We start from the raw sequence: 17,843 nt of genomic DNA, 5'->3' as shown, positions 1-17,843 counted from the left end.
TGCCGGAGCCGCCCGGGTGGGCGTCGTGTCAGACGGCCGCGCGCACCCGACGGGACAGCTCGGCGGCGGCCGCCCGCGGATCCTCCGCGGCGGTGATGGCCCGGACCACGACGATTCGGCGCGCGCCGGCGGCCAGCACCTCGTCCAGGTTGCCGAGGTCGATCCCGCCGATGGCGAACCACGGCCGGTCGGTGGCCTGCCGCGCCGCGTACGAGACCAGGCCGAGGCCCGGCGCCGGGCGGCCCGGCTTGGTCGGGGTCGGCCAGACCGGGCCGGTGCAGAAGTAGTCCACCCCCGGCTCGGCGATCGCCGCGTCCACCTCGGACTCGGCGTGGCAGGACCGGCCGATCAGGACGTCCTCGCCCAGGATCGCCCGGGCGGCCGGCACCGGCAGGTCGTCCTGGCCGAGGTGCAGCACGTCCGGGCGGGCCGCGTGGGCGACGTCGGCGCGGTCGTTGACGGCCAGCAGCTTGCCGTGGCGGCGGCAGGCGTCGGCGAAGACCTCCAGGGCCGCCAGCTCCTGCTTGGCCTCCAGGCCCTTGTCGCGCAGCTGGACGATGTCCACCCCGCCCGCCAGCGCCGCGTCCAGGAACTCGGCGAGGTCGCCCTGCTCGCGGCGGGCGTCCGTGCACAGGTAGAGCCGGGCGTCGGCGAGCCCCGTCCGGAGGTCCGTCATCAGAGGGCCATGGCCTGGGCGCGGCGCTTGACCTCGGTCGCGCGGTTCTCCCACAGCGCCTGGACGGGGGTGCCGGGCAGCGACGGGTCCTCGGTGAACATCCACTCGATGATCTCCGGATCGCTGAACCCGCTGTCGCGCAGCACGGTCAGCAGGCCGACGAGATGCTTCACCGGGCCGTGCTCGTCGATGAAGGCGGCGGGCACCTGCAGCGACTTGTTGGGACCGCGGCGGACCGCGATCAGGTCACCCTTCTTGACCATGTTGCGGACCTCGGTGACCAGCACACCCCACCGCTCGGAGATGTCGGGCAGGTACAGCCACTCGGGAACCAGGGCTTCGGTCTTGGCATCGATCTCACTCACGGCACCAGACTGCCACCTCGGTGCCCCGCCGCGCACACGCCCCCGCCCGCCGCTACGCCACGGCCGCCTTCAGCGGCACCGCCGGGTCGGCCGCCCGGGCCGGATCCAGCGCCGTGCCGCGCTCGATCAGCTTCCGCCCCTGGGTGAGGTCGCGCGGCCGGTCCACGGTCAGCAGCGCGCTCGGCACCCCGTCGCGCAGCCAGAGCACCGCCCAGGACGCGTCCCGCGGGCCACCGCGCCACAGCAGCTCGTCGCCCTCGGCGTGCCGGCCCGCGTACTGGACCATCCGCCCGAACTGCTCGGACCAGAAGTACGGCACCGGGTCGTACGGCGGCGCCTCCGCGCCGAGGACGGCGGCCGCCACCGCCTCGCCGGACTGCAGCGCGTGGTCCCAGTGCTGGACGGCCAGCCGGGCACCGGCCCGGGCCGAGGGGTAGCTGACGCAGTCGCCGGCCGCGAACACGCCGGGCACGCCGGTGCGCAGCCGCTCGTCCACCACGACGGCGCCGGTCCCGTCCAGCTCGACGCCGGAGCCCGCCAGCCAGGCGGTCGCGGGCCGGGCGCCGATGCCGACCACCACCTCGTCGGCGGGCAGGTGCGAGCCGTCCGCCAGCAGCACCGCGCCCGGCTCGACGGCGGCCACCCCGACCCCGCAGCGCAGGTCGATGCCGGCCTCGGCGTACCACGCGGCCATCGCCGAGCCGACCGCGGTCGGCAGCGCGCCGGGCAGCGGCGCCGGGCCCGCCTCGACGACCGTCACCTCGCAGCCCGCCTCGCGCGCCGCGGTGGACACCTCGGCGCCGATCCAGCCCGCACCCACCAGCACCAGCCGCACCCCGGGGCGCAGCAGCGCGCGCAGCGCCAGCGCGTCGTCCAGGGTGTGCAGCAGGTGCGCCCGCTCGGCGCCGGGCAGGGCGCGCGGGACGGCGCCGGTGGCGATCACCAGCGAGCCGTACGGGAGGTCGCCCTGGTCGGTGTGCAGCACGCCGGGGGTGAGGCCGGTGGCCCGGCGGCCTGTGAGGACCTCGATGCCCAGGTGCGCGTAGTCGATGTCCAGGGCGGTGCTGTCGCTCTTGCCGAGCAGCACGTCCTTGGAGAGCGGCGGCCGGTCGTACGGCGCGTGCGGCTCCTCGCCGACCAGCGTGATCCGCCCCCGCCACCCGCCCTGCCGCAGCTTCAGGGCGCACTGCGCCCCCGCCAGCCCGGCCCCGACGACGACCACCCGATCCGTTCCGCTCAGCTCTGCCACGCCCGTCACTGTACTCAGCACCGCCGCACCCCCCGGGGGCCGTCCACCCTTCGTACGGCCCTTCGGCTACGCCCGGCCCGGCGTTATGGTGGGGGCACCATCGCGGGAGCCCGGCGAACCGGGCTGAGAGGCGGGCTGACACGGCCTGCGACCGTCCGAACCTGATCCGGGTCATACCGGCGAAGGGAGAAGAGCAGCTGTGACACGCGTGCCATCGGACGCCGACACCGATGTCCTGGTGATCGGCGGGGGCATCATCGGCCTCGCCGTCGCCTGGCGGACGGCGCAGCGCGGACTGCGGACCGTCGTGGTCGACCCCTCCCCCGGCGGCGGGGCGGCCAAGGTCGCGGCCGGGATGCTCGCCCCGGTCACCGAGCTCCAGTACGGCGAGGAGCCGCTGCTGCGCCTCGGCCTGGCCTCGAACCAGCGGTACGAGGCCTTCGCCACCGAGCTCGGCGAGGCCGGCGGCGGCCGGGACACCGGCTACCGGCGGTGCGGCACCGTCGCCGTCGCACTGGACTCCGACGACCGCGAGGAACTGCGCGAACTGCACGCCTTCCACCAGCGGCTCGGCCTGGACTCGACCTGGCTGACCGGTCGGGAGGCCCGCAGGCTGGAGCCGATGCTGGCTCCCGGGGTGCGCGGCGGCCTGCACGTCGCCGACGACCACCAGGTGGACGGCCGCCGGCTGCTGACCGCGCTGCGGGCGGCCGCGGAGCGCGCGGGTGTCGCCGTCCGCCCGGCCGAGGCGGTGGAGCTGCTGGTCGCGGGCGGCCGCGCGGTCGGTGCCCGGCTGAGCACGGACGGGACGGTGACCGCCGGACAGGTCGTGCTCGCGGCCGGCCCGCACAGCCACCGGCTGGCCGGGCTGCCCGAGGGCGTACTGCCCGCGATCCGCCCGGTGAAGGGCCAGGTGCTGCGCCTGCGGATCCCGGACGCCTACCGGCCGTTCCTCTCCCGCAACGTCCGCGCCGTGGTGCGCGGTCAGCACGTCTACCTGGTACCCCGGGAGAACGGCGAGCTGGTGATCGGCGCGACCACCGAGGAGCAGGGGTACGACACCACGGTCACCGCCGGCGGAGTGTACGAACTCCTGCGCGATGCCCACGAGTTGGTACCGGGCATCACCGAACTCCCGTTGCTGGAGACCTCGGCCGGACTGCGCCCGGGCTCGCCCGACAACGCGCCGCTGCTGGGCCCGACGTCCCTGCCCGGGCTGGTCGCCGCCACCGGCCACTACCGCAACGGCGTCCTGCTCACGCCGGTGACCGCCGACCTGGTCTCCGAGTACCTGGCCACCGGCGAACTCCCCGCTCTGGCACAGCCGTTCACCCCCACCCGGTTCTCCTCCGACCGCTCCACCACGAAGGCCCTGGCATGACCGAGATCGCACCGCCCGAAACCACCGCTCCGATCACCCTGACCGTCAACGGCGAGCCCCGCGAGCTGCCCGCCGGGACGACCCTCGCCGACCTGGTGGCCACCGTCAGCCGGGCCGGAACCGGTGTCGCCGCCGCGCTCAACGAGGCCGTGGTGCCCCGCAGTTCGTGGTCCGCGACGCCGCTGCGCACCGGCGACCGGGTCGAGATCCTCACCGCCGTGCAGGGAGGCTGAGATGGCCGACGACCTGCTGACCATCGCCGGCGCGACCTTCTCCTCCCGGCTGATCATGGGCACCGGCGGCGCGCCGAGCCTGGAGATCATGGAGCGCGCTCTGCTGGCCTCCGGCACCGAGCTCACCACCGTCGCGATGCGCCGGGTCGACGCCACCACCCAGGGCTCCGTCCTGGACGTGCTGACCCGCAACGGCATCCGCGTCCTGCCCAACACGGCCGGCTGCTTCACCGCCGGCGAGGCCGTGCTGACCGCCCGGCTGGCCCGGGAGGCGCTGGGCACCGACTGGGTGAAGCTGGAGGTGATCGCCGACGAACGCACCCTGCTGCCCGACCCCATCGAACTGCTGGACGCCGCCGAGACCTTGGTCGACGACGGCTTCACGGTGCTGCCGTACACCAACGACGACCCGGTGCTCGCCCGCAAGTTGGAGGACGTCGGCTGCGCCGCGATCATGCCGCTGGGCTCGCCGATCGGCTCCGGCCTCGGCATCCGCAACCCGCACAACTTCCAGCTGATCGTGGAGAGCGCGGGCGTCCCGGTGATCCTGGACGCCGGCGCCGGCACCGCCTCCGATGTCGCGCTGGCGATGGAACTGGGCTGCTCCGCCGTGATGTTGGCCTCCGCGGTGACCCGGGCCCAGGATCCGGTGCTGATGGCCGAGGCGATGCGGCACGCCGCCGAGGCGGGCCGGCTCGCCCACCGGGCCGGCCGCATCCCGCGCCGCTTCCACGCCGAAGCCTCCTCCGCGATGGCCGGCCGGGCCGATCTGGACACCCGGGAGCGCCCGGCGTTCTGAATTCCGCGGCGCGCGTCGCGGCGACGGTCACGGACGCGTGTCACAAGCCGGGCACAGCCGGGCCCCGGGGCAGTGTCCTCCGGGTCCGGCGGCCCGGCCCGGCACTAGACTCGCCGGGTGGACATGGCACTGCACGACCCCCTGATCGGCGCGCTGCTCGACAACCGGTACCGGGTCGAGCAGCGCATCGCCACCGGCGGGATGTCCACCGTCTACAAGGGCACCGACACCCGGCTGGACCGGGTGGTCGCCCTCAAGGTGATGCACCCCGCGCTGGCCGGCGACGAGGGTTTCACCACCCGCTTCATCCGCGAGGCCAAGGCGGTCGCCAAGCTCACCCACCCCAATGTGGTCAACGTCTTCGACCAGGGCGCGGACGGCGGAAACGTTTTCCTCGCCATGGAGTACGTGCCCGGCCGCACCCTGCGCGACCTGCTGCGCGACCGCGGCGCCCTGTCCGTCCGGGCCGCGCTGGACATCCTGGAGCCGGTGCTCGCCGCCCTCGGCGCCGCCCACCGGGCCGGGCTGGTGCACCGCGACGTCAAGCCGGAGAACGTGCTGATCACCGAGGGCGGCCTGGTCAAGGTCGCCGACTTCGGTCTGGTCCGGGTGCTCGGCGCCGCCGACGGCGCGCCCACCTCGACCAGCACCGCGACCGGCGGCACGGTCCTGGGCACCGTCTCCTACCTGGCCCCCGAGCAGATCCTCCCGGACGCCCCCACCGACCAGCGGGTCGACGTCTACGCGGCCGGCATCCTGCTGTACGAGATGCTCACCGGCCGCCGCCCGCACACCGGCGACAACCCCGTCCAGGTCATGTACAAGCACCTGCACGAGGACGTCCCCGCCCCCTCGCTGATCTCCCCCGCCGTCGGCCCCGAGCTGGACGCCATAGTGGCCGACGCCTGCTGCCGGGCCGTCGAGGGCCGCCCGTACGACGCGGTCGAGCTGCTCGCCGCCCTCCAGCGGGTCCGCCGCACCCTCGCCCCGGCCGAGCTGGACGCCGAGCCGCCGGCCTCCACCCGGCCCAGCCCGCGCTACCCGACCAGCGAGCCCACCTCGGTGATCCAGCCGCTGCCGCGGCCGGCCGACGCCCCGCAGCCGGAGCGCACCAGCGTGCTGGACGTCCCGCCGGAGCTGATGGACCAGCTGCTCACCGAGCCGCGCCCGTACGACGAGCCGACGCCGGTGCGCGAGCGCCGGCCCGGCCCGCTGCGCCGGATCCCCCGCAAGGCGCTGATCTGGGCCGCCGCGCTGACCGCGCTGGTGCTGGCGGTCGGCGGCGTCACCTACGGGCTCTCCGAGGGGCTGTACGGCTCGGTGCCCGGGGTGCTCGGCAAGGACCGCGCCGAGGCCCAGCGGATCCTGGACAAGGAGGGCCTGCACGGCCGCTTCGTCGAGGTGTACAGCGAGTCCGTGCCCTCCGGGCAGGTGATCTCCACCGACCCCGGGGTGGGCGCGCGGACCCGCCGCAGCGACGACATCACCGTCACCGTCTCCAAGGGGCCCAAGCGGATCGCGGTGCCGGACCTGGTCGGCAAGAGCGCCGCCGACGCCGCGGCCGCGCTGGCCGGCGCCCAGCTGACCAGGGGCACGGTGACCGAGACCTACGACGACACCGTCCCCGAGGGCTCGGTGATCAGCAGCTCCCCGGCGGCCGGGCAGCAGCTGCAGGAGAACGCCGCGGTCTCGCTGGTGGTCAGCAAGGGCATGGTGCCGGTCCCGAACGTCACCGGGATGACCAAGGACGAGGCGCAGAAGGCGCTGCAGGCGGCGGGCTTCACCATGCAGACCACCGGCTGGGACGTGTTCGGCGCGGTGAAGGTGAACGGCCAGTCCCCGGCGGCGGGCGAGCGGCGGCCGCAGCGCAGCGCGGTGACGGTCAGGTTCTCGCTCTTCTAGGGTCGGCCCGGCTCGCCCCCGTCCGGTTCCCGTCCGTCCGGCACCTCTCCAGCCCGCTCGCCCCGTCCGGTGTCAGCGCAGCGGGCCGTCGCCCGGCTCCTCCTGGTAGGAGTAGCGCTGCTCCCGCCAGGGGTCGGCGAGGTTGTGGTAGCCGCGCTCCTCCCAGAACCCGCGCCGGTCGGCCCGCATGTACTCCACCGCGCGGACCCACTTGGGGCCCTTCCAGGCGTACAGCTGGGGCACCACCAGCCGGACCGGGAAGCCGTGCTCGGCGGTCAGCGCCTCGCCGTCGCGGTGGGTGGCGATCAGGGTGCGCGGGTCGGCGAAGTCGGCCAGCCGCAGATTGGCGCTGTAGCCGTACTCGGCCCAGACCATCACGTGGGTGACGCCGGGCGCCGGGGGCACCAGGTCGAGCACGGCGGCGGCCGACACGCCCGTCCAGGCGTTGCCGAGCACCGAGAACTTGGTGACGCAGTGCAGGTCCGCGACGACGGTGGTGCGCGGCAGGGCGTTGAAGGCCTCGAAGTCCCAGCTGTGCTTCTCCGCCGAGGCGGTGGCGCCGAACACCTGGAGGTCCCAGGTCAGCGGCTTGAAGCGGGGCACCGGCCCGTAGTGCAGAGCGGGCCAGCCGCGCTGTGCGCGCTGGCCCGGCGGGAGCCTCGGGTCAGACGGCGGAAGCGGTTCGTGAGTGGACTGACCCATGGATCCATGGTGACAGACGGCGGGCGGCCGCCGATGCGCGCCCCTTCGCACTCGGTTCACGCCCCGCCCGTACGGGCCAGGAGTCGATCGCCCGACCCGACAGCTCCGCCCAAATCGGATATTCCGACACATGTCCTAGTGAGTGTGAACTTACTGGAAATTCTTCCCGCCACGGTGCCAGGATGCCCAGCGCAGGCCCCACCCCAGGACGAGCGCAGGAGGCACCGCCATGCAGGGCGATCCCGAGGTCATCGAGTTCCTCAACGAGCAGCTCACCGCCGAGCTGACCGCGATCAACCAGTACTTCCTGCACGCCAAGATGCAGGAGAACTTCGGCTGGACGAAGCTCGCCAAGTACACCCGGCACGAGTCCTTCGACGAGATGAAGCACGCCGAGACGCTCACCGACCGGATCCTGTTCCTGGAGGGGCTGCCCAACTACCAGCGGCTGTTCCACGTCCGGATCGGCCAGACGGTCAAGGAGATGTTCGAGGCCGACCGCCAGATCGAGATCGAGGCGATCGACCGGCTCAAGCGCGGGATCGTGGTGATGAGGGCCAAGAACGACGTCACCTCGGCGAACATCTTCGAGGACATCCTGGCCGACGAGGAGCACCACATCGACTACCTCGACACCCAGCTGGAGCTCCTGGAGAAGCTCGGCGAGCCGCTCTACCTCGCCCAGCTCATCGAGCAGCCGGAGTCCTGAGGACCCGGGCCCCGGGCCTCAGGCCACGCGCAGCGGCAGCACCGGGGCGATCGGCGCGATCGGCACGGCGATCGCGGGCGCGGCCGGAGCCGTCGCGGGAGCCGCCGCCGGAGCGGGGGCGGCGGGCGCCTCCGGCGACTGCGGGTCGGTGAGGCCGAGCTTCGCGGCCAGCCGGGCGGTCGGGCAGGGCCGGGCGCCGTGCTCACCGAGCAGCGCCTGGATCCGGCGCACGCAGGACCCGCAGTCGGTGCCGGCCTTGCAGCCCTTGGCTATCTGGCGGGGGGTGTTGGCACCCCCGTCGATCGCCCGCTTCACCTGGTCCTCGGTGACCGCATGGCACATGCACACGTACATCGCGGACACTCCCGGGGTGAAGCGGAACGGATCTTGACTAAGGCTCGCCTTAGTTCACTAAGCCTCACCTTACCCGGCGATCCGGGTGTGAAAAAGCCCCTCCGGTGTCGGGAGTCCCGAAACCGGAGGGGCCTTCGTCACAGTCGCCCGCCCGCTCGCCTCCGGGCCGCTGCGGCCCGGTGCCGACGCTCGGGGCGGCGGGGAGTTCACTGGCTCCGGTACATCTCCGCCACCAGGAACGCCAGGTCCAGCGACTGGCTGCGGTTGAGCCGCGGGTCGCAGGCCGTCTCGTAGCGCTGGTGCAGGTCGTCCACCAGGACCTCGTCGCCGCCGCCGACGCACTCGGTGACGTCGTCGCCGGTCAGCTCCACGTGGATGCCGCCCGGGTGGGTGCCGAGCCCACGGTGCACCTCGAAGAAGCCCTTGACCTCGTCCAGGACGTCGTCGAACCGGCGGGTCTTGTGCCCGCTGGAGGCCTCGAAGGTGTTGCCGTGCATCGGGTCGCAGATCCACACCGGCTTGGCGCCGGAGGCGGTGACCTTCTCCACCAGGGTGGGCAGGTGATCGCGGATCTTGCCCGCGCCCATCCGGGTGATGAAGGTCAGGCGGCCGGGCTCGCGCTCCGGGTCCAGCTTCTCGATCAGCGCGAGCGCCTCGTCCACCGAGGTGGTCGGGCCGAGCTTGACGCCGATCGGGTTGCGGATCTTCGAGGCGAACTCGATGTGCGCGTGGTCCAGCTGCCGGGTGCGCTCACCGATCCACACCATGTGGCCGGACACGTCGTACAGCTCGCCGGTGCGCGAGTCCACGCGGGTCAGCGCGGTCTCGTAGTCGAGGATCAGCGCCTCGTGCGAGGAGAAGAACTCGACGGTCTTGAACTCCTCCGGCGCGACACCGCAGGCGTTCATGAACGCCAGGGCGTTGTCGATCTCCCGGGCGAGCTGCTCGTAGCGCTGGCCGGCCGGCGAGTTGCGGACGAAGTCCTGGTTCCAGGCGTGCACCTGGCGCAGGTCGGCGTAGCCACCGGTGGTGAACGCGCGCACCAGGTTGAGCGTCGCGGCGGACGCGTTGTACATCCGCTTCAGGCGCTCCGGGTCCGGGATCCGGGACTCGGGGGTGAACTCGAAGCCGTTCACCGAGTCGCCCCGGTAGACCGGCAGGGTCACGCCGTCGCGGGTCTCGGTCGACTTCGAACGCGGCTTGGAGTACTGGCCCGCGATCCGGCCGACCTTCACCACCGGCACCGAGGCCGCGTACGTCAGCACGGCGGCCATCTGCAGCAGGGTCTTCAGCTTGTTGCGGATGTGCTCCGCCGAGACGCCGTCGAAGGCCTCGGCACAGTCACCACCCTGGAGGAGGAACGCCTCCCCGCGCGCCACGGCTCCGAGCCGGGCGCGCAGCTGGTCGCACTCGCCGGCGAAGACGAGCGGCGGATACGAGGCGAGCTCGGCAAGGGTCTTGCGCAGAGCCTCTTGGTCCGGCCATTCAGGCTGCTGCGCCGCGGGCAGGGACTGCCAGGAGTGGGCAGCCCTCGATGTCTCAGTCGTAGCGGTCACACCGCAAGGCTACGGGGTGGCGCGAGCGATACGTGACCATTGCCCGAGTGGTGAGACACATCTCGGACAACACTCGTGACCCGGCTCACGCGTTCTGCCGGATCGGCTAGTCTCGACCCATGCACGCGCCCCACAACCTCTCCTGGTGGTGGGCCTCCCCCGAGGGTGGCCCACCGATCGCGCGTACCTAGACGCACACGACGGCCGCCCCTCGGGGCGGCCGTCGGCGTCTGCGCAGACGGCCCTCCGGGAGCGGGACCAGCACCGCCCCTCGCCATCCACCCCGGAAGGAAGCCGCACCCGTGACCACCGCCGCCGACCTGCTCGCCCGTCTCACCGCTCCCGGCGCCCCCGCCTTCGCCCTGCTGCACCGCCGCACCCCCCGCCTCGCCCCGGACACCGTCGAGGTCCTGCTCGGCACCGTCGACAGCTACGAGCGCCTCGCCGACCTCCCCGTGCGCAGCGGCGTGCCGGCAGGCGGCGCGCCGGTGCACGACCTGCTCACACTCGTCCCGTACCGGCAGATCCGCGAGCGCGGGTTCGAGGCGCACGACGACGGGACCCCGTTGCAGGCCCTCGCGGTGGCCGAGCAGCACGTGCTCCCCCTGGCCGAATTCACCACCGCACTGCCGCAGTCGCCCGTCTCGCTCACCGGCGGTGCGTTCGACGTGGACGACGACGCGTACGCCGCGATCGTCCGCCGGGTGATCGAGGACGAGATCGGCAACGGCGAGGGCGCCAACTTCGTGATCCGGCGCGACTTCCACGCCACCCTGGAGGACTTCGGGCCGGAGCTCGCCCTGACCCTGTTCCGGCGGCTGCTGGAGCAGGAGCGCGGCGCCTACTGGACGTTTCTGGTGCACACCGGTGAGAAGGTGCTGGTCGGCGCTTCCCCCGAGGTGCACGTCCGGCAGAGCGGCGGCACCGTCGTGATGAACCCGATCTCCGGCACCTACCGCTACCCGGCGGCCGGCTCCGACCTCGACTCGCTGCTCCGGTTCCTGCACGACCCCAAGGAGCTGGAGGAGCTCACCATGGTCGTGGACGAGGAGCTCAAGATGATGTGCACGGTCGGCGACCTCGGCGGCCAGGTGCTCGGGCCCCGGCTCAAGGAGATGGCGCACCTCGCCCACACCGAGTACGAGCTGCGCGGTCGCACCTCGCTGGACGTCCGCGAGGTGCTCCGCGAGACGATGTTCGCGGCCACCGTCACCGGCAGCCCGGTCGAGAACGCCACCCGGGTCATCCGGCGCCACGAGCCCACCGGACGCGGCTACTACTCCGGCGCGCTGGCCCTGATCGGCCGCTCCGCCAGCGGCGGGCAACTGCTGGACTCGCCGATCTGCATCCGCACCGCCGACATCGACCCGGCCACCGGCCGGCTGGTCGTCCGGGTCGGCGCCACCCTGGTCCGGCACTCCGTCCCGGAGTCCGAGGTCGCCGAGACCCACGCCAAGGCCGCCGGAGTGCTCACCGCGATCGGTGCCCGGCCGGTGCCCGGCCGGCTGCCCCACCCCACCGGCCCGCGGCTCGCCGACGACCACCGGGTGCAGGCCGCCCTCGACGCCCGCCGGGCCGGCCTGGCGCCGTTCTGGCTGCGGATGCAGGCGCCGAACCCGGTCACCGAGACCGAGCCGACCCTGGTCGTCGACGGCGAGGACACCTTCACCTCGATGCTCGCCCACCTGCTCGGCTCGCTCGGCCACCGGGTGACGGTCGCGCGCTACGACCAGCCGGGCCTGCGCGCACGGGTCGCGGCGCACCGCGGCCCGCTGGTGCTCGGCCCCGGCCCGGGCGACCCGGGGCTCGCCGACGACCCCAAGATGGCCGTGCTGCGGCCGATCGTCGCGGACGCGCTGGCCGCCGCCCGTTCCGGCGCCCGGACGGCCCCGCTGCTCGCGGTCTGCCTCAGCCACCAGCTGCTCTGCGCCGAACTCGGGCTGGCGCTGGGCCGCAAGGCCGTCCCCTACCAGGGGGCGCAGGAGTCCATCGACCTGTTCGGCACCAAGCGGACGGTCGGCTTCTACAACACCTTCACCGCGCGCTGCTCGGAGGCCGATGCCCTCCGGCTCGGCGCCGCGGGCGTCGAGGTCGCCCGGGACGCCGCCACCGGCGACGTCCACGCCCTGCGCGGGCCCGGCTTCGCCGGCCTGCAGTTCCACCCCGAGTCGGTGCTCACCCGCGAGGGCGTGGACATCGTGGCGGGCCTGCTGCGCGAGGCCGCGGCCGTACGGCGCTGACGCCCGGCCCGGCAGCGGGCCGACCGGAACCGGACACGCCCCGGGCGGACGCCCGCCGCCCGGGGCCGACCGGGTCACGTCCGGTCTCACGCCCCGTCGTCGAGTCCCTGCTCGATGGCGTACCGGACCAGCTCCACCCGGTTGTGCAACTGCAGCTTCCCGAGCGTGTTCTGCACGTGGTTCTGCACCGTACGGTGCGACAGCACCAGCCGGTCCGCGATCTGGCGGTACGACAGCCCCTTGGCCACCAGCCGGAGCACCTCGGTCTCCCGGTTGGTCAGCTGCGGGGCGGCCGGCGCCGAGGCCGGGGCCGGCTCGGCGGCCAGCCGGCGGAACTCGCCGAGCACCAGGCCGGCCAGACCCGGGGTGAACACGGCGTCGCCGACGGCCGTGCGCCGCACCGCGTCCAGCAGCTCCTCCCGCCCGGCCGACTTCACCAGGTACCCGGTCGCGCCGGACTTCACCGCCTCCAGCACGTCCTGGTGCTCGCCGCTGGCCGACAGCACCAGCACCCGCACCGCCGGGTCGTGCGCCACCACCTGACGGCACACCTCCGCGCCGGGCAGCCCGGGCAGGTTGAGGTCCAGCACGACCACCTGCGGGGTGCAGGCGCGGGCGCGGCGGACGGCCTCCTCGCCGTCGCCCGCCGTGGCCACCACGTCCAGACCGGCCTCGGCGAGGTCGCGCGAGACGGCGTCCCGCCACATCGGGTGGTCGTCCACCACCATCACCCGCACCGGCCGGTCGGTCGTCGGCTGATCGGTCATCGGCTGGTCGGTGGTCATGGCGTGGCCTTCCTCGGGACGCGCAGTTCGACCTCGACGCCCTCCCCGGGCGCCGAGTACAGCTCGGCGGTGCCGCCGAGATCCAGCAGCCGGCCGCGGATGGACTGGGAGACGCCCAGCCGGCCGGCCCGCTCCGCCTCGCCCAGCCGGTCGGGGGCGAAGCCCGGCCCGTCGTCACGGATGCTGACCGTGACAGCCTCCGGCTCGTCCTCGACCAGGATCCAGGCCCGGGCTCCCTCCCCGGCGTGCCGGCGGACGTTGTCGACCGCCGCGCCGACCGCCGCCGCCAGCTCGGCCGCCGCCGGGCCGGGCAGCAGCACCGGAGTGCCGGGGGCGGAGAGCGTGATCCGCTCGTCGGCGTACGGGCGGATCAGCGCGGTCAGGTCGCGCGGCTCGGCGGCGTCGGGCTCCGGCGGTCGCTGCGCCGGGATCGGACCGCCGGTCATCAGCGTGCGCAGGGCGCGCTCCTGCTCCCCGGCCAGTCGGCCCAGTTCGGCGAAGTCCGCGCCGCCGCCGGTGCCGCCGGCCGTCCCCCCGCCCAGCTCCGCGCCGCGCCGCTGGACCAGCGCGAGCACCTGCAGCACGCCGTCGTGGATGTCCCGGGAGAGCCGCTCCCGCTCCCGGGTGGCCGCCTCGACCTGGAGCGCCCGGGTGAGCGTGGCCTCACTGGCCCGCGCCAGCTCGATCACGTAGCCGACGGCGCACCCGGCGACCATCAGCAGCACGATGTTGTGGATGTTGTCGCCGGTCGGCCCGCCGTGGCCGAGGATGTTGGCGACGCCGATCACCGAGCCCGCGGCCGCCGCCGGGCGCCAGCCGCCCTTCGCGGCGCAGCCGAGCACCGTCCCGGCAGCCCAGATGGTGGGCAGGGTGGGCGCGCCGTGGCTGATCCGGGCCGGGGCGTCGGTCAGGCCGCTCATCACGATGCCGGTGACGGCGAGGGTGAGGTCGACGCCGAGGACGGGCCAGGTGCAGCGCTGGGGGTCGGCGAAGGCCCGGGTGGTCGCGAGGGTCCACAGGATCAGCGCGCCGAGGAAGATCCAGCCTGCCACCGGGTGCAGGAAGTGCAGGTACGAGTTGACGTACCGCAGCAGCGCGTAGATCAGCGCCAGCACCCGGAAGTAGGAGATGGCCCGCCACAGCGGGAGTTCGACGGACATCCCGCCGGCCGCCACCGTGCCGCCCACCGCGCCGGCTCTGCCGCCGCCGTCCGTCATCGACCCTCCCCCCGGGCCCGGCCGGGCCGTCAGGCCGAGCCGGTCTCCTTGTCCTTCTCCGCTTTCCCGGCCTTCTCGGCCTTCTCCGCCTCGGCCCGCTCCGCCTTCTCGGCCTTCTCCGCCTCGGCCCGCTCCGCCTTCTCCGCCTTCTCGGCGGCGCGGCGCTCGGCGTCGGCCTTCTTCTTGTCCTCGGCGATCTGCCGCTTGGCGGCGGTCGCGTAGATGTCCACGTACTCCTGGCCGGAGAGCCGCATGATCTCGTACATCACCTCGTCCGTCACCGAACGGAGGATGAAGCGGTCGTTCTCCATGCCGTGGTAGCGGGAGAAGTCCAGCGGGCGGCCGATCCGGATGCCGGGGCGGATGCCGAAGTTGGGGACCACCTGGCCGGGCGGCTGCACCTTCTCGGTGTCGATCATGGCGACCGGGATCACCGGGGCGCCGGTCGCCAGCGCGACGCGGGCCAGGCCGCCGACCTTGCCGCGGTACAGCTTGCCGTCGGGCGAGCGGGTGCCCTCGGGGTAGACGCCGAACAGCTCGCCCCGCTCCAGCACCGCGATGGCGCTGCGGATCGCGGCCTCGCCGGCGCCGCGCACGCCCGAGCGGTCCACCGGGAGCTGGCCGACGCCCTTGAAGAACGCGGCGGTCAACCGGCCCTTGAGGCCCGGGGTGTTGAAGTACTCGGCCTTCGCGATGAAGGTCACCCGGCGCTTGATCAGCGCGGGGAAGAAGAACGAGTCCGAGAAGGACAGGTGGTTGCTCGCGATGATCGCCGCACCCTCGGTGGGGATGTTCTCCTCACCCTCGATCCACGGCCGGAAGAAGATCCGAAGCAGTGGCGCGACGATCATCTTCATCAGTCGGTAGAACAACCCGGGCCTCCTGTTATGCGGACCGGTCGATCCTAATGCCCCGCGGCGGTCGGCTGTGCCCGGCCCCGCCGTAGGGGGTGTACGACCCCGCGCGGGGCGTGGGACGATGCGAATTCCTGCAGCTCCCCCTCCAGCGTCCCCTCCCCCAGCGCCACTCGCCCGCGAAGGAGTCCGCCATGCCGCTGCTGCCCGGTGCCGAACCGTACCGCCACCGCGGCGGACCGGTGGGGGTGCTGCTCTGCCACGGTTTCACCGGCTCGCCGCAGTCGCTGCGCCCGTGGGCCGAGGAGCTGGCCGCGGCCGGGTACACCGTCTCGCTGCCGCTGCTGCCGGGGCACGGCACCCGCTGGCAGGACATGCAGCTGACCCGCTGGGAGGACTGGTACGCCGAGGTCGAGCGGGAGCTGCTGGTCCTCGCGGACGAGTGCGAACAGGTCTTCGTCTGCGCGCTGTCGATGGGCGGCGCGCTGGCACTGCGGCTCGCCGCGCTGCACGGTCCGACGGTGTCCGGACTGGTGCTGGTCAACCCGTCGGTGCGCTCGGACACCCCCGCGAGTGTGCTGCTTCCGGTGCTGCGCCACCTCGTGCCGAGCCTGGCCGGGGTCGCGAACGACATCGCCAAGCCAGGGGTGACCGAACTCGGCTACGACCGGACCCCGCTGCACGCCGCCTGGTCGCTGAGCCGGCTGTGGCGGGAGGTCCAGCGCCTCCTGCCGGAGGTGACCCAGCCGGTGCTGCTCTTCCACAGTCCGCAGGACCACGTCGTCTCTCCGGCCAACTCGGACCTGGTGCTGGCCCGGATATCCTCGACCGACGTGACGGAGCGGTTGTGCCGACGCAGCTTCCACGTCGCGACGCTGGACCACGACGCGGCGGAAATATTCGCGGCCGCCCAGGACTTCATCCGACGGCTGACCCCCGCGCACGCGGCGGGCACGGCCCGGGTCGAATCGGACGATCACCATGGCTGAAGGGCCGGAAGTGCACGAGAGCAGCACGGCGGGCGGCGGGGACGAGGCTCCCCGCGAGGACGGCGCGACGAAGGACGGCGGGGCCGCGGCCGGTGCCGCCGCGGACGGTGCGCCGACGGACCGTACCGGCGCGGACGGCGCCGTGACGCCCCCGCCCGCGAAGGAGGCCGCCGCGGACGCCGCGGCACAGACCCCGGCCGAGCCCCGGCCGCGTCGCGCGCCCGAACGCAGCCAGGCCGAGCAGGACGAGATCTTCGCCGCCCTGGTCGCCCAGTTCGACGACCCGGTCGACCTCAACAACCCGAACTGGCCCGAGGTCGAGAACCTCCGCGCCCAGAACGAGCGCAAGGGCGGCTACAAGGACGGCCGCGGCGAGCCGGACGACCTCTCCGACCTCGCCCCGCAGCCCCGGCCCCGGTCCGGCCGCCCGGTCCTGCCGGCCGCCGGCGCGGGCCCGCGCGACTTCGAGCTGGCCGAGGCCTCCGACGAGGACCACTACGTCCCGCCGGAGCCCCCGCCGCTGCCCCCCGCCGACGTCACCGCCAAGTTCGCCTGGCTCGCCGTGCTCGGCGGCCCCGCGCTGCTGCTGGTCGACGCGGTGGTCTGGCGGGAGATCTCCGGCTGGCCCGCCTGGGTCGGGATCACCGCCTTCCTCGGCGGTTTCGTCACCCTGGTCGCCCGGATGCGGGACCGCGACGAGGACGAGCCGGAGGACCCGGACAACGGCGCGGTGGTCTGACGCAGGGCCTGGGGCGTGTCTGACAATTCCCGCCGGGCGCGCGACGCCGGGGCACGCACCTCGCCGCGTTGTCGTCGGTCGCCGATGTCCCCCAGCCTCCGGCCGGGAGGTGCCCCCACCGAATGGACTCTCCCCCAGCCTCCGGCCGGGAGGTACCCCCATCCTCCGCCTTGCGATGCACGCACCCCAACGCCGCGCGCTGATCCGACGCGAATTGTCAGACGCGCCCTAGCTCTCGGGCAGCTCCAGCACGGCGAGCACCGGCAGGTGGTCGGTCGCGGCCCGCAGGTCGGCCTCGGTGACCCCGGGCAGCCCGTGCGGCACCCCGCAGGCGAGGACGCTGATCCCGGGCGTGGCGAAGACGGCGTCGATCCGCTGGTAGGGGCGCTCCGGGACGGACGTGAACTCGCCGCCCCAGGGCGCGGTCGGGTACCCGTCCTGCAGCCGGGAGGCCAGCAGCCGCCAGCCCGGCCCGTCCGGGTGCTCGTTGAAGTCCCCTGCCACGACGCCGTGTTCGGCGATCGCGAGCTGGTCCAGCAGCAGCTCGAACTGCCCGTACCGCTCCTCGGCGTCCAGGCTCAGGTGGCAGCTGGTGAGGGTGAACGGCGCCGAGCCGGGCAGCCGCAGCAGCGCGGTGGCGAAGCCCCGGGCGTGCAGTCCGCGGCTCTTGGGCAGCAGCCGGTCGTGCACGCCGAGCGGCTCCACCGCGCCGGGCCGGCCGAGCAGCAGCGGGCCGGCGGCGGTGCGGCCCCCGCCGGCCAGGACGACCGTACCGGTGTGCCGGGCCAGCCACCGGGCCTGGCCCTCGGGGCGCCAGTAGCGCGGTGACTCCTGGATGCAGACCAGGTCGGGCGCGCAGGCCCGGATCACCCGGACCAGCGCCCGCCGGTCGTCCCGCAGCGAGCGGATGTTGTAGCTGAGCAGGCGCACCCGGCGCGGGCCGGACGGCGGCAGCGCCTCGGCGGCCGCGGTGTGCTCGGCCGCGGCGCGCTCGGCGGTGTGCTCGGTGGTGGTGTGCTCGGTCGCGGTGCTCATCAAGGCCCTCCCCGGTACGTCGTCACCCTGAGGACGGTAATGCGACGGCGGCGGCGCG

The 17,843-nt window shown here is 73.9% G+C and carries 18 protein-coding genes and 1 riboswitch; of the genes, 8 read left to right on the top strand and 10 right to left on the bottom strand.

Translation table 11 applies throughout. The features are described 5' to 3' along the window. Positions 1 to 28: 28 nt before the first annotated feature. Genes thiE through ACZ6Y7_RS17535 form a run of 3 tightly spaced genes read right to left on the bottom strand, consistent with a single transcriptional unit; the run spans position 29 to position 2,299 of the window. Positions 29 to 676 (bottom strand): thiamine phosphate synthase, encoded by a 648-nt coding sequence (thiE, locus tag ACZ6Y7_RS17545; protein ID WP_465758754.1) that lies wholly within the window; start codon positions 674 to 676, stop codon positions 29 to 31. Then, positions 676 to 1,041, bottom strand: a complete 366-nt coding sequence (locus tag ACZ6Y7_RS17540; protein WP_465758753.1) for an Rv2175c family DNA-binding protein — start codon at positions 1,039 to 1,041, stop codon at positions 676 to 678. The genes thiE and ACZ6Y7_RS17540 overlap by 1 nt, the downstream gene beginning before the upstream one ends. A gap of 52 nt (positions 1,042 to 1,093) precedes the next feature. Continuing rightward, a complete protein-coding gene (locus tag ACZ6Y7_RS17535) occupies positions 1,094 to 2,299 on the bottom strand; it encodes an NAD(P)/FAD-dependent oxidoreductase (RefSeq protein ID WP_465758799.1) in 1,206 nt (401 codons plus the stop codon). Positions 2,300 to 2,382: 83 nt separating this feature from the next. Next, positions 2,383 to 2,495: riboswitch (TPP riboswitch) on the top strand. Between ACZ6Y7_RS17535 and thiO the strand changes: the two genes are divergently transcribed. The 4 genes from thiO to pknB all read left to right on the top strand — a co-directional run bounded on the left by thiO (position 2,490) and on the right by pknB (position 6,605). Further along, on the top strand, positions 2,490 to 3,671 hold the full coding sequence (gene thiO, locus ACZ6Y7_RS17530) for a glycine oxidase ThiO (protein WP_465758752.1): 1,182 nt from the start codon (positions 2,490 to 2,492) through the stop codon (positions 3,669 to 3,671). It overlaps the preceding riboswitch by 6 nt. Beyond that, positions 3,668 to 3,904 carry a sulfur carrier protein ThiS gene (thiS, locus tag ACZ6Y7_RS17525; protein ID WP_465758751.1) on the top strand — a complete coding sequence of 79 codons (237 nt, stop codon included), beginning with the start codon at positions 3,668 to 3,670 and terminating at the stop codon, positions 3,902 to 3,904. Before thiO ends, thiS begins: the two co-directional genes overlap by 4 nt. Position 3,905: 1 nt before the next feature. Next, positions 3,906 to 4,703, top strand: a complete 798-nt coding sequence (locus ACZ6Y7_RS17520; protein ID WP_465758750.1) for a thiazole synthase — start codon at positions 3,906 to 3,908, stop codon at positions 4,701 to 4,703. Positions 4,704 to 4,826: 123 nt separating this feature from the next. Beyond that, entirely contained in the window at positions 4,827 to 6,605 is a 1,779-nt protein-coding gene (gene pknB, locus ACZ6Y7_RS17515) for a Stk1 family PASTA domain-containing Ser/Thr kinase (protein WP_465758798.1), read from the top strand. Positions 6,606 to 6,677: 72 nt separating this feature from the next. On the opposite strand, the gene ACZ6Y7_RS17510 is transcribed toward pknB, so the two are convergent. Continuing rightward, the gene (locus ACZ6Y7_RS17510; RefSeq protein ID WP_465758749.1) at positions 6,678 to 7,307 is read right to left on the bottom strand and encodes a sulfite oxidase-like oxidoreductase; all 630 of its coding nucleotides are present in this window, start codon (positions 7,305 to 7,307) and stop codon (positions 6,678 to 6,680) included. Positions 7,308 to 7,536: 229 nt separating this feature from the next. Here ACZ6Y7_RS17510 and bfr point away from each other — a divergent pair, with 229 nt between their 5' ends. Beyond that, complete coding sequence (gene bfr / locus ACZ6Y7_RS17505) at positions 7,537 to 8,016, top strand: bacterioferritin (protein WP_465758748.1); 480 nt, start codon at positions 7,537 to 7,539, stop codon at positions 8,014 to 8,016. Between the two features lie 18 nt (positions 8,017 to 8,034). Here the strand turns inward: bfr and ACZ6Y7_RS17500 are convergent, their stop codons facing one another. Together ACZ6Y7_RS17500 and ACZ6Y7_RS17495 are read right to left on the bottom strand one after the other, a co-directional pair. Further along, the gene (locus ACZ6Y7_RS17500; protein WP_465758747.1) at positions 8,035 to 8,358 is read right to left on the bottom strand and encodes a (2Fe-2S)-binding protein; all 324 of its coding nucleotides are present in this window, start codon (positions 8,356 to 8,358) and stop codon (positions 8,035 to 8,037) included. Positions 8,359 to 8,576: 218 nt separating this feature from the next. Next, positions 8,577 to 9,926 (bottom strand): class II 3-deoxy-7-phosphoheptulonate synthase, encoded by a 1,350-nt coding sequence (locus ACZ6Y7_RS17495; protein WP_465758746.1) that lies wholly within the window; start codon positions 9,924 to 9,926, stop codon positions 8,577 to 8,579. A gap of 302 nt (positions 9,927 to 10,228) precedes the next feature. Between ACZ6Y7_RS17495 and ACZ6Y7_RS17490 the strand changes: the two genes are divergently transcribed. Beyond that, positions 10,229 to 12,166: an anthranilate synthase family protein gene (locus tag ACZ6Y7_RS17490; protein WP_465758745.1), complete on the top strand. Its 1,938-nt coding sequence runs from the start codon at positions 10,229 to 10,231 to the stop codon at positions 12,164 to 12,166. Positions 12,167 to 12,252: 86 nt separating this feature from the next. On the opposite strand, the gene ACZ6Y7_RS17485 is transcribed toward ACZ6Y7_RS17490, so the two are convergent. The 3 genes from ACZ6Y7_RS17485 to ACZ6Y7_RS17475 are packed head-to-tail and all read right to left on the bottom strand — an operon-like array spanning position 12,253 to position 15,025. Continuing rightward, a complete protein-coding gene (locus ACZ6Y7_RS17485; RefSeq protein ID WP_465758744.1) occupies positions 12,253 to 12,951 on the bottom strand; it encodes a response regulator in 699 nt (232 codons plus the stop codon). Continuing rightward, complete coding sequence (gene macS / locus ACZ6Y7_RS17480) at positions 12,948 to 14,168, bottom strand: MacS family sensor histidine kinase (RefSeq protein WP_465758743.1); 1,221 nt, start codon at positions 14,166 to 14,168, stop codon at positions 12,948 to 12,950. Before macS ends, ACZ6Y7_RS17485 begins: the two co-directional genes overlap by 4 nt. Positions 14,169 to 14,197: 29 nt before the next feature. Then, complete coding sequence (locus ACZ6Y7_RS17475; RefSeq protein ID WP_465758797.1) at positions 14,198 to 15,025, bottom strand: lysophospholipid acyltransferase family protein; 828 nt, start codon at positions 15,023 to 15,025, stop codon at positions 14,198 to 14,200. A gap of 191 nt (positions 15,026 to 15,216) precedes the next feature. Between ACZ6Y7_RS17475 and ACZ6Y7_RS17470 the strand changes: the two genes are divergently transcribed. After that, positions 15,217 to 16,011, top strand: coding sequence for an alpha/beta hydrolase (locus ACZ6Y7_RS17470; RefSeq protein ID WP_465758742.1), 795 nt, complete (start codon positions 15,217 to 15,219; stop codon positions 16,009 to 16,011). Between the two features lie 10 nt (positions 16,012 to 16,021). Further along, positions 16,022 to 16,750, top strand: coding sequence for a hypothetical protein (locus ACZ6Y7_RS17465; protein WP_465758741.1), 729 nt, complete (start codon positions 16,022 to 16,024; stop codon positions 16,748 to 16,750). A 228-nt stretch (positions 16,751 to 16,978) separates the two neighbouring features. Here ACZ6Y7_RS17465 and ACZ6Y7_RS17460 read toward each other — a convergent pair whose 3' ends face one another. After that, positions 16,979 to 17,785 carry an endonuclease/exonuclease/phosphatase family protein gene (locus tag ACZ6Y7_RS17460; RefSeq protein WP_465758740.1) on the bottom strand — a complete coding sequence of 269 codons (807 nt, stop codon included), beginning with the start codon at positions 17,783 to 17,785 and terminating at the stop codon, positions 16,979 to 16,981. Positions 17,786 to 17,843 lie beyond the last annotated feature (58 nt).

Source organism: Kitasatospora sp. NPDC053308 (genome assembly GCF_055585785.1).
This window is presented reverse-complemented; position numbering and strand designations above follow the sequence as displayed.

Bases quoted from the DNA above. Each gene is read 5' to 3' on its own strand.
- thiE (WP_465758754.1), bottom strand. From the start codon at position 676: ATGACGGACCTCCGGACGGGGCTCGCCGACGCCCGGCTCTACCTGTGC.
- thiS (WP_465758751.1), top strand. From the start codon at position 3,668: ATGACCGAGATCGCACCGCCCGAAACCACCGCTCCGATCACCCTGACC.
- ACZ6Y7_RS17520 (WP_465758750.1), top strand. From the start codon at position 3,906: ATGGCCGACGACCTGCTGACCATCGCCGGCGCGACCTTCTCCTCCCGG.
- pknB (WP_465758798.1), top strand. From the start codon at position 4,827: ATGGCACTGCACGACCCCCTGATCGGCGCGCTGCTCGACAACCGGTAC.
- ACZ6Y7_RS17510 (WP_465758749.1), bottom strand. From the start codon at position 7,307: ATGGGTCAGTCCACTCACGAACCGCTTCCGCCGTCTGACCCGAGGCTC.
- bfr (WP_465758748.1), top strand. From the start codon at position 7,537: ATGCAGGGCGATCCCGAGGTCATCGAGTTCCTCAACGAGCAGCTCACC.
- ACZ6Y7_RS17500 (WP_465758747.1), bottom strand. From the start codon at position 8,358: ATGTGCCATGCGGTCACCGAGGACCAGGTGAAGCGGGCGATCGACGGG.
- ACZ6Y7_RS17485 (WP_465758744.1), bottom strand. From the start codon at position 12,951: ATGACCACCGACCAGCCGATGACCGATCAGCCGACGACCGACCGGCCG.
- macS (WP_465758743.1), bottom strand. From the start codon at position 14,168: ATGACGGACGGCGGCGGCAGAGCCGGCGCGGTGGGCGGCACGGTGGCG.
- ACZ6Y7_RS17475 (WP_465758797.1), bottom strand. From the start codon at position 15,025: ATGAAGATGATCGTCGCGCCACTGCTTCGGATCTTCTTCCGGCCGTGG.
- ACZ6Y7_RS17470 (WP_465758742.1), top strand. From the start codon at position 15,217: ATGCCGCTGCTGCCCGGTGCCGAACCGTACCGCCACCGCGGCGGACCG.
- ACZ6Y7_RS17460 (WP_465758740.1), bottom strand. From the start codon at position 17,785: ATGAGCACCGCGACCGAGCACACCACCACCGAGCACACCGCCGAGCGC.